At 56.8% G+C, this 9,497-nt stretch carries 10 protein-coding genes; all 10 read left to right on the top strand.

Annotated elements, in window-relative coordinates; genetic code table 11:
• Positions 1-703 (top strand): EpsG family protein (locus tag ACCC97_RS15140; protein ID WP_413333593.1); only part of this gene is annotated, 703 nt, incomplete at its 5' end.
• 238 nt (positions 704-941) lie between these two features.
• Positions 942-1,877, top strand: a complete 936-nt coding sequence (locus tag ACCC97_RS15135) for a glycosyltransferase family 2 protein (RefSeq protein WP_413333591.1) — start codon at positions 942-944, stop codon at positions 1,875-1,877.
• Positions 1,874-2,941 carry a glycosyltransferase family 4 protein gene (locus ACCC97_RS15130; RefSeq protein WP_007835330.1) on the top strand — a complete coding sequence of 356 codons (1,068 nt, stop codon included), beginning with the start codon at positions 1,874-1,876 and terminating at the stop codon, positions 2,939-2,941. Before ACCC97_RS15135 ends, ACCC97_RS15130 begins: the two co-directional genes overlap by 4 nt.
• Positions 2,942-2,983: 42 nt before the next feature.
• Positions 2,984-4,135, top strand: coding sequence for a glycosyltransferase family 4 protein (locus ACCC97_RS15125; RefSeq protein WP_413333589.1), 1,152 nt, complete (start codon positions 2,984-2,986; stop codon positions 4,133-4,135).
• Entirely contained in the window at positions 4,132-5,136 is a 1,005-nt protein-coding gene (locus ACCC97_RS15120) for a UDP-glucose 4-epimerase family protein (protein WP_413333587.1), read from the top strand. Before ACCC97_RS15125 ends, ACCC97_RS15120 begins: the two co-directional genes overlap by 4 nt.
• Positions 5,120-5,680: a sugar transferase gene (locus ACCC97_RS15115; RefSeq protein ID WP_007835336.1), complete on the top strand. Its 561-nt coding sequence runs from the start codon at positions 5,120-5,122 to the stop codon at positions 5,678-5,680. Before ACCC97_RS15120 ends, ACCC97_RS15115 begins: the two co-directional genes overlap by 17 nt.
• 23 nt (positions 5,681-5,703) lie before the next feature.
• Positions 5,704-6,276: an acetyltransferase gene (locus tag ACCC97_RS15110; protein WP_007835338.1), complete on the top strand. Its 573-nt coding sequence runs from the start codon at positions 5,704-5,706 to the stop codon at positions 6,274-6,276.
• Positions 6,269-6,658, top strand: coding sequence for a VanZ family protein (locus ACCC97_RS15105; protein WP_413333584.1), 390 nt, complete (start codon positions 6,269-6,271; stop codon positions 6,656-6,658). The genes ACCC97_RS15110 and ACCC97_RS15105 overlap by 8 nt, the downstream gene beginning before the upstream one ends.
• A 139-nt stretch (positions 6,659-6,797) precedes the next feature.
• Positions 6,798-7,232, top strand: coding sequence for a low molecular weight protein-tyrosine-phosphatase (locus ACCC97_RS15100; RefSeq protein ID WP_413333582.1), 435 nt, complete (start codon positions 6,798-6,800; stop codon positions 7,230-7,232).
• Positions 7,229-9,487: a polysaccharide biosynthesis tyrosine autokinase gene (locus ACCC97_RS15095; protein WP_413333580.1), complete on the top strand. Its 2,259-nt coding sequence runs from the start codon at positions 7,229-7,231 to the stop codon at positions 9,485-9,487. The genes ACCC97_RS15100 and ACCC97_RS15095 overlap by 4 nt, the downstream gene beginning before the upstream one ends.
• The last annotated feature ends 10 nt before the right edge of the window (positions 9,488-9,497 follow it).

Here is a 9,497-nt window from a genome sequence, read left to right as displayed (position 1 = left end):
ATTTTCGACAAGAAATTGCGCCTGGATATTCTTGGCGTTTTATTTTTTTAAGTTCTTCCCGCTCCATGAATTAACCCAACTTCGTGCGGCGATGGCGGCATCTTTTTTAATAGTGGTATTTTATTATCTTTCTGTTGAGCGTTATTGGGTGGCGCTATTATTTTCTCTGATTGCCGTTTCATTTCACAATTCTGCGGGATTGGTCTTGCCGTTTTATTTGATTCCAAAGTTTGCGTTGACGCGAGGAAGGATTGTTGCGGTTTCCCTAATTCTTTATCTCGGCTGCTATTTCGCTTCTGACTATTTGGTCGGCTTTATGGCTGATCGCATTTATGTTTTTGAGACTTATCTGAATGCCGGCCTTGAGTCGAGGCGAAATGCAGCCTTCTCTCCGGTGTTTTATCCAGAATTCTTAATGATTATTTTGTCATTCATCTTTTGGAGCGATCTGTCCGAGGTGATGAAGAAAATCTTGGCCATTGAGGTTTTTGGGTTTTCGATATTTTATGGATTCATTGATCTGGGTGTGGTCGCGGTGAGAGGGCATGAACTATTTTCCGTGCTCTGGCTTATTTTTGTGGCTCAATTTCCTTTTGCCAAGAAAAATATAAGGATCGGCGTGATGGTGTTTGTTCTTGGATCCATTCTTATTGCGATATATCTTTACTTCATACTGAATTTCTTTGCAGGTGAAATTCAATGATATCGGTTTTGATTTCAGAGAGGTCGACGCTTTGGGGAATGGATTTGTGTTGAATTGGATGCTGCTGATCGTATCTTAAGTAAAAAATTCGAAGGTTAAGCAGGCTCGTTGCCATTCGACTTTCGCATCTGCAAGTTGTACGACTTCCAAGAATTTTGATTTCTTCCTTGTGTGAATTTTATGATTCTTGGCATTGGCCGGATTTGGATCATTGGCCGCATCTCAAAGGGTGCAATTCGTGATTGATATTGTTTTGGTGAATTGGAATTCGGGCGCGCAACTACGGGAGGCCGTGGCGAGCATCGCCGGCAATCATGGGGGGGTGGTTGATCGAATCGTTGTTGTGGATAATGATTCGGTGGACGATTCTATGGTAAATGTCAATCTCGGTGATTGCCAAATCCCTTTGGATTTTATCTTCAATAAGAATAATTTGGGGTTTGGCGCGGCTTGCAATCAAGGTGCGAAGTTGTGCGAGAGCGAATATATTTTGTTTCTAAATCCCGATGCTCGATTGTTTCACGATTCGCTGTCCGTCCCGTTGGACTATATGCGGAAGCATGAGAATGCCAACGTCGGCATCTCTGGAATTCAATTGATTGATTCGCTTGGTCAGGTGTCGCGCACTTGTGCTCGCTTTCCTACGGCATTTTTGCTGATTGTTCAAACATTTGGTTTGAATAAGGTGCCTTGGTTGCGATCGTGGAGTCACCATATGGATGAATGGGATCACGCGAATGATCGAGAGGTCGATCATGTAATAGGTGCATTTTTTTTGGTCCGACGTGAATTGTTTGAATCACTCGCGGGATTCGACGAGCGCTTCTTTGTTTATCTGGAGGATTTGGATATTTCTTATCGAGCCAGAAAGGCGGGTTGGCGTAGCGTTTATCTGGCTAGCGCACAGGCATTCCATGCCGGTGGTGGCACATCGGGACAAATCAAAGCTGGAAGGCTTTTTTACGCGCTGCGCAGTCGTTTGTTCTATGCGTTCAAGCACTTTTCTCCTGTCTCCGCTTGGGTGCTTGCAGGGGCAACTTTGTTCATCGAACCCGTCTCCCGTTCTGTATTTTCTATTTTTCGTGGTGGGTTGAAAGATCTGGGTAACACACTGAGGGGCTATGGAATGCTATGGCGGGCACTTCCGACCATTTTGAAAAACTCGCGTAAATGAAAATCCTTGCACTTACGCGTTATGGGCGTTTGGGAGCCTCCTCTCGCTTGCGCACCATGCAGTTTTTGTCGAGCCTGAAAAAGGTAGGGATAGACAGCACAATTCAACCGCTCTTTAGCGACGAGATGCTGTTGCGTAAGTATGAGCAAAAGCGCTATGGCCTCGGCTCGGTCATGAAGGCTTATGCAAGTCGCGTGAGGAAACTGCTGCAGCGGCAGCATTTTGATTTGGTCTGGATTGAAAAAGAGGCGTTGCCTTGGATGCCGGCGCCGTGGGAAAAGATATTGCTCACCGGCGTGCCGTATGTGCTCGACTACGATGATGCAATCTTTCATAACTACGATCTACATCCTTCGGCATGGGTTCGTCATTTATTTGGACGGCGGATTGATCGCTTGATGGCGGGTGCTCGTTTGGTCGTTGCAGGTAATGAATACTTGGCCCAACGTGCGCGAGATGCTGGTGCTCGATGGGTAGAGGTGGTGCCCACGGTGATTGATTTAGAGCGGTACGTGCCTCGACCTTCGAATCAAGGACAACTCAGCGTGCCGCGCGTCGTATGGATTGGTTCACCATCCACGGTCAAATACTTGGCCGCACTTGAAGCGTCGTTGACGACGCTGGCCGCGCGCTCCGCATTCAAGCTGCGTGTGATAGGCGGCAGTCTAGAAATGGTTGGTGTCGACGTCGAGTGTGTGCCGTGGACTGAGGAGTCAGAGGTCCAGTCGATCGCCGAGTGCGATGTGGGCGTTATGCCCTTGTCCGATTCGCAATGGGAGCGCGGCAAGTGTGGCTACAAACTCATTCAATACATGGCGTGCGCATTGCCAGTTGTGGCCTCGCCTGTTGGTGTGAATATCCAAATCGTGCGAGATGGTAGCAACGGGTTTCTAGCAGCGTCAGCGGACGCCTGGGTGAGCAAACTGGAGCAACTCTTGGGTGATGCTGCCTTGCGACGATCCTTGGGCGACGCGGGTCGCCAGCGCGTGGAGGCGGAATATTGTGTCCAGCAGGTCGGCCCCCGATTGGCGAGCCTTCTACTGAAGGCTGGAGCGAAAAAATAATGACTGAATTGATTGAGTTGGGGAGCGAAAAAGTATTCACCCTTGATTGGCAAAGCACGCGACGGTGATGAAATGAAGCGATTAATGTTTGTCATATCGGAAGATTGGTACTTCGTTTCCCATCGTCTTCAGTTGGCATTGCACGCAAAGGCTGCAGGTTATCGCGTTGCGGTCTTGTGTCGTATCTCGAGCCATGCAGAACTGCTGGAGAAATCGGGGATCGAGGTCTTCCCGTGGGTCCTCGAGCGGCGCTCCAAGAATCCGCTGACCGAATGGCGCGCGCTGAAAGAAGTGCGCGCCGCCATCAAGGCGTTTCAGCCTGACGTTCTGCACGCCGTGGCGCTCAAGCCCGTCCTGTACAGCGCAATGGCCGGCAAGGCCAAAAAATCGGGGGGCAGGGTGTTTGCGCTGGCAGGCCTTGGATATGTGTTCTCTTCGCAGAAGATGCTTGCACGGTGTTTGCGCCCGTTCATCGTCCAGGCGTTTCGCGCTGCATTTCGCAATCCCACCACCCGTTTGATTCTGCAGAACCCGGACGACGCACAGGTGTTGTCGAACGCGAAGATCATTGCGCCAGAAAAAATCCGGCTGATCCGTGGCGCCGGGGTGGATGTGAACGCTTTCCTCGCGACACCGGAGTCCGCCCAGCAGATGCTCGTTGTGCTTCCGGGGCGGATGTTGTGGGACAAGGGCGTGGCCGAATTTGTAGCAGCTGCGAGACTCCTGCAAAAACGCGGTATCCGCGCGCGATTCGCGTTGGTGGGCGGCCGTGACGACCACAACCCATCGTGTGTTCCGCTGCAGACCCTGAAAGCCTGGGAGGCGGAGGGCGTGGTGGAGTACTGGGGAAACCGCAATGACATGCCCTCGGTGCTGGCCAATGCGCACGTGGTGTGCCTGCCTTCTTATCGCGAAGGATTGCCCAAGGCGTTGCTCGAAGCTGCCAGTTGCTCAAGGCCGATCGTCACGTTCGATGTGCCAGGTTGTCGAGAGGTCGTCGTTGATGGCAAGAACGGGCTCCTGGTTCCGTTTGGCGATGTCACGGCCTTGGCCAATGCACTCGAGACGCTCATGACTGATCGCGCGATGCGCGAACAAATGGGCGCACAAGGGCGTCTCATGGTCGAACAAGAGTTCTCGCAGGAGCTTGTTGCAGCCAAAACCATGCAGGTGTGGGAAGAGGTGGTCGCGTGAGGGTTCTTGTCACCGGCGCTACCGGCTTCGTGGGCAGCGAGCTTATTCGGCGGTTGATGACCACCGGCTCGTCGGGCGTTTCGAGCGCAGGTGCGATGTCGGTGGCTTCATTCGAAATCGTGGCCGGGGTCCGGCAGCAGAGTCGGCGTCTGCCGGCTTCGATTGAACAGCGCGCGGTGGGCGACTTGTCCAGCGGCACCGATTGGAGCGAAGCACTGCGAGGGACCCACGCAGTCGTCCATTGCGCCGCCCGTGTGCATGTGATGCAGGACACCGCGGAAGACCCGCTGAGCGCATTCCGTTCGGTGAACGTGGAAGGCACCTTGAACTTGGCACGGCAGGCTGCCGCGGCGGGTGTCAGGCGCTTTGTCTTTGTCAGCTCAATCAAGGTGAACGGCGAAGCGACGGCGGTCGGAAGACCTTTCCGGGTGGATGATGCGCCGGCGCCGCAGGATGCGTACGGAATCTCCAAGCACGAGGCCGAAGCAGGTTTGCGCCAGTTGGCTATCGACTCCGGAATGGAAGTGGCAATCGTTCGTCCGCCGCTGGTGTATGGGCGCGGCGTCGGGGCGAACTTCCGCGCCATGATGGGCGCGGTTGCGCGTCGCTTGCCCCTGCCGTTGGGCCGAATCGAGCACAACCGCCGCAGCATGGTGGCACTCGGCAATCTGGTCGATCTGCTGGTGACCTGCATATCTCACCCGGCTGCGGCAAACCGGATCTTTCTGGTTTCGGATGACGAAGACCTTTCGACTTCCCAGTTGCTGCGCCGTCTCGGGCAGGCGATGGGGCGACCGGCGCGGCTTTTGCCCGTGCCGGTGAGCTGGCTGGAGCTTGGTGCCGCCGTGCTGGGCCGTCGCAGTGTTGCGCAACGGCTCTGCGGCTCGCTACAGGTGGACATCTCGGACACAAAGCAACGGCTGGGATGGGCGCCGCCCCTCAGTGTCGAAGAGGGTTTGAAGAGGGCGGCGGAAGGGTACTTGAATGAAGCGTCTGTTTGATCTGGTTCTCGCGCTCTGCGCGGCCATGGTGTTGCTGCTGCCGGTGGTCGTGATTGCGCTGGCCGTGCGCCTCACTTCGCGCGGACCTGCTCTCTATTGGTCCGACCGCGTGGGCAGCAACAACCGCATCTTCAAGATGCCGAAGTTCCGCAGCATGAGGGTTGGCACGCCGGCGGTGGCTACGCACCTGCTGTCCGACCCCGGGGTGTACCTGACGCCTATCGGCCCCTTTCTACGCAAGAGCAGTCTGGATGAGTTGCCGCAGTTGTGGAGCATTCTGGTTGGGGACATGAGTTTTGTCGGGCCGCGCCCGGCGCTCTTCAATCAGGCAGATCTGATCGGGTTGCGTACCCAGCATGGTGTGCATCTTTTGGTGCCTGGCCTTACCGGTTGGGCTCAGGTCAACGGGCGTGACGAGTTGCCAATTCCAATCAAGGTTCAGTTTGACGTTGAATACCTTCAGCGTCAGTCTTTCTGGTTCGACGTTCGCATTCTCTGGCGCACCTTCGTCAAAGTGATGAACCGTGACGGTGTGACGCATTGAACGCAAATACACAAGGAATGGCGATGAAACGCTTGCTGATCATCGGCACGGGTGGCCATGGGCGTTCCGTCGCGGAGGCAGTGTTGCTGCGCCGGGACTACGCGTTAACGGCTTTCCTCGATGATGCTGCCGTGCCCTCGCAGCGGTTGTGGGACTGGCCTGTCTGGGGAACAACTGCCATATTGGGTACATGCCGAGGCCAAGTCGATGCAGTGGTTGTGGCCATTGGCAACAACGCGTCGCGCGAGGCCTTGCACCAGCGCGTTCAAGCTGAGGGGCTGGCTTTGGCAACGGTCATCCACCCTGCAGCCACTGTATCGCCCAGAGCCACCGTAGGCCAGGGCAGCGCCGTCATGGCCGGAGCTATCGTGGGCACAGGTGCCCAACTGGGTGAAGGTGTCATCGTGAACTGCGGGGCCGTGATCGATCACGACTGCACAGTGGAGCCATTCGCTCATCTGGGTGTGAATGCGGGAATGGCTGGTGGCAGCCTGCTGGGCCGCCGCGCGTGGATGCCGGTGGGAGCCGCTCTAGCTTATGGGGCAAGGGTGGCGTCAGATCGCACGTTGCACCCGGGCGAGGTAGTGCATGCCTGATCACGTAGCACGCAAAAAAGAAAAAATGACGAGGCAACAAGTTGGCTTGCTGTTCCGTCTCGCGTTTTGGAGCAGCGCCATCGCGATTCTTGTGCTTTCGCTCGTGCCGATCAGTACCTCGCTACCTTCCACCGGATGGGACAAGACCAATCATTTGCTTGCCTACGCCGTGCTGGGCTTTTTGGGCCATTGTGCTTACCCGGGTCGCACAGTCGTCGTTCTCGCCGCGCTGTTGACCTATGGCGGATTCATCGAAGTGCTGCAGTCCTTCACGCCTGACCGGTTTGCCGAGTGGGGAGACTTGCTGGCCGACGGGATTGGACTCTTACTTGGCGAGTTGCTGGCTCGCTTGTCATGGCGTCGCCCGCCCGAGCGTGTTTGATGCCCGACTGTGCTCGCGCCTTGAAGCCGGTTCGTGAGAGTTGGCAACTAAAATGTTATTGGAAGGGGAGTTTTCTAATTGTGATCAATAGTCTTGTGCGACCACCGGGTGTCGCTGACCTGATGGGCGGTTCCGCGTCATGAAGTCCGTCCTGGTCGTATGTATCGGCAACATCTGCCGCAGCCCGATGGGAGAAGCCTTGATCGCCGCTGCCTTGCCGCAGCTCGAGGTAGCTTCGGCGGGCGTTGGTGCGCTGGTGGGGCAGCCGGCTGATCCCATTGCGCGTCAACTCATGGCCGAGCGCGGGCTCGACATCGAGTCTCACCGCGCGCGCCAACTGACCAATCTGATGTGCCAGCAGGCCGATCTCATTCTTGTCATGGATGAAGAGCAGCGCCTACAAATCAACCAGCGTCACCCGCTCACGCGCGGCAAATTGTTCCGTCTGGGTGAGGTTGCGCGCGTCGACATCCCCGACCCCTATCGCCTGGGCCGACCGGCCTTCGAGCAAGCCCTGCAACTCATCGATGCCGGCGCCAGTGCGTGGGTCGAACGCATTAGAAAATTCTTATGACTTCCCTTGCTTCCCCATCTGCCTCGTCGGCTGCCGTTGTCGGGCCTCTGCGCGACGACGAAGACGATGTAATTCACCTGTCCGAATACCTGGACATTCTGATCGATCGCAAATGGTTGGTGGCGGGCATCACGTTCGTCGCCGTCGCGCTGGGTGTCGCCTACGCGGTGCTGTCGACGCCTGTCTATCAGTCCAACCTGCTGGTCCAGGTCGAAGACTCCGCGCCCGACGCGAAGAGTTTTCTTGGCGATACCGGGGCACTGTTCGATGTGAAGACGCCAGCCATTGGCGAAATCCAGATCATCCGGTCGCGAATGATCATGGGCGGGGCGGTCGAGGCAACGCGCTTATACATCGATGCGCAGCCACGCTATACGCCGCTGATCGGCGAGTGGCTCGCCCGCCGTGCCAAGGAGCTGTCGGAGCCCGGTTTTCTGGGGATGAGCGGTTACGTCTCGGGCACGGAGGCGATCGACATCGCCAAGTTTGATGTTCCCCCTGAGTTTGAAGACCAGAAGCCTTTCACCATCACGGCACAGGCCAATGGCCAGTACACGCTTGCCCACCCTGACCTAGCCGAGCCACTGACCGGCACGGTAGGCAAGTTGCTGAGCCAGCAGGTGCACGGCGGCACGATTGTGCTCATCGTCTCGCAGCTCGACGGCAAGCCCGGTGCACAGTTCATCGTCTCTCGCGCTTCTGTGCTTGCCACTACCGAGGACCTGCAAAAGCGAATTCAGCTCAGCGAGCAGGGCAAGCAGTCGAACGTAATCAGCGCAACACTGGAAGACAGCGATCGCGATCGCTTGCGGCGCATCCTCGATGCAATCGGCGCGCAGTACGTGCATCAAAACGTCGAACGCAAGGCCGCTGAGGCAGAGAAGACGCTCGAATTTCTCGACCGGCAGTTGCCCGAGTTCAAGAAGCAGCTCGAAGGCTCTGAAGATGCGTACGCAAACTTCCGGAACAAGAACGGAACCGTTGCCTTCGATGAGGAAGCCAAGGCAATCTTGAGCCAGGCGGTTCAGTTGGAGACCAAGAAGCTCGAGTCAGAGCAACTGCGACGCGAACTGCTCGCGCGCTTCACTGAAACGAATCCCAAGGTGCGCGTGGTCGACGGGCAAATCGCTGCCTTCCGCCACGAACTCGATGGCATCGACCGCCGTGTGAGCGCCATGCCTGTTCAGCAGCGAGACGCGCTGCGGCTGGAGCGAGACGTTCGCGTCAACGGCGAACTCTACAAATCGCTGCTCAACAGTTCGCTGCAGTTGCGCCTTGTCAAGGAAGGCAAGGTTGGCAACGTGCGCTTGCTCGACAAGGCCACCGAGCCCAAGAGGCCTGTGAAGCCACAGAAGCAGCTGGTTGTGGCGCTGTCGCTGGTGCTGGGTTTGTTGGCTGGCATCTCGCTGGCCATCCTGCGCAGCAAAATGGCCAACGGCATTCGGAATCCTCAAGAGATCGAAGATCGTCTTGGATTGAACGTCTATTCCGTTGTCCCCCTTGCCGTCGAACAGGAGAAGATTCTTCAGCGCATTGCCGGCGGTGCCGGCGGCGTGCAGGTCCTGGCCGTCACCGAGCCGGGAAGTGTCGCCATAGAGAGCTTGCGCAACCTGCGCATCTCCCTGCAGCTGACCATGATGGAATCCGGGAACAACCGGGTGCTCATCACTGGTGCGACGCCGGGCGTGGGCAAGAGCTTTGTTTCGGGCAACTTCGCAGTGATCATGGCGCAGGCCGGCAAACGCGTGCTGCTGATCGATGCCGACTTGCGCAAGGGGCACATCCAGAAAGCCTTCGGCCTTCCGCGGCAGGGCGGCCTGGCCGAGGTGCTGGTGGGAGACATGAGCACCGAGCAGGCGATCCATGCCCAGGTCGTACCTAACCTCGACGTTCTTACGACCGGTAACTACCCGGTTAACCCGGCGAACATGATGTTGTCGTCAAGGCTGGGCGACTTGCTGAATGCCATGTCTGCCCAGTACGACCTGGTGGTAATCGACAGTCCGCCGGTGCTGGTTGCGGCTGATGCCGCGGCGGTGGCTGCACATACCGGAGCCATCCTGCTGGTTGCTCGCGACGGCCTCACGCAACTTGGTGAGCTCAATGAGAGCGTCAAGCGCCTGGCGCACGCGGGGCAGCGAGTTAACGGCGTGGTCTTCAATGGCATGGACCTCTCGCGCAGGCACTACGGAAGCTACGGCTACAAGTACGGTGGCTACCGCTATACCGAGTACAAGTACAAGGAGGCGGCTTGAGTTTGCAGCT

This window comes from Variovorax sp. Varisp85 (genome assembly GCF_047304045.1).
Lineage (GTDB): Bacteria > Pseudomonadota > Gammaproteobacteria > Burkholderiales > Burkholderiaceae_C > Variovorax.
The sequence above is the reverse complement of the archived record's forward strand: the minus strand, read 5'-3'. Positions and strand labels throughout refer to the sequence as shown.

What these genes read in the sequence shown, in the direction of transcription:
- ACCC97_RS15130 (WP_007835330.1), top strand. Translation starts at nt 1,874, where the DNA reads ATGAAAATCCTTGCACTTACGCGTTATGGGCGTTTGGGAGCCTCCTCT.
- ACCC97_RS15115 (WP_007835336.1), top strand. Translation starts at nt 5,120, where the DNA reads ATGAAGCGTCTGTTTGATCTGGTTCTCGCGCTCTGCGCGGCCATGGTG.
- ACCC97_RS15110 (WP_007835338.1), top strand. Translation starts at nt 5,704, where the DNA reads ATGAAACGCTTGCTGATCATCGGCACGGGTGGCCATGGGCGTTCCGTC.
- ACCC97_RS15105 (WP_413333584.1), top strand. Translation starts at nt 6,269, where the DNA reads ATGCCTGATCACGTAGCACGCAAAAAAGAAAAAATGACGAGGCAACAA.
- ACCC97_RS15100 (WP_413333582.1), top strand. Translation starts at nt 6,798, where the DNA reads ATGAAGTCCGTCCTGGTCGTATGTATCGGCAACATCTGCCGCAGCCCG.
- ACCC97_RS15095 (WP_413333580.1), top strand. Translation starts at nt 7,229, where the DNA reads ATGACTTCCCTTGCTTCCCCATCTGCCTCGTCGGCTGCCGTTGTCGGG.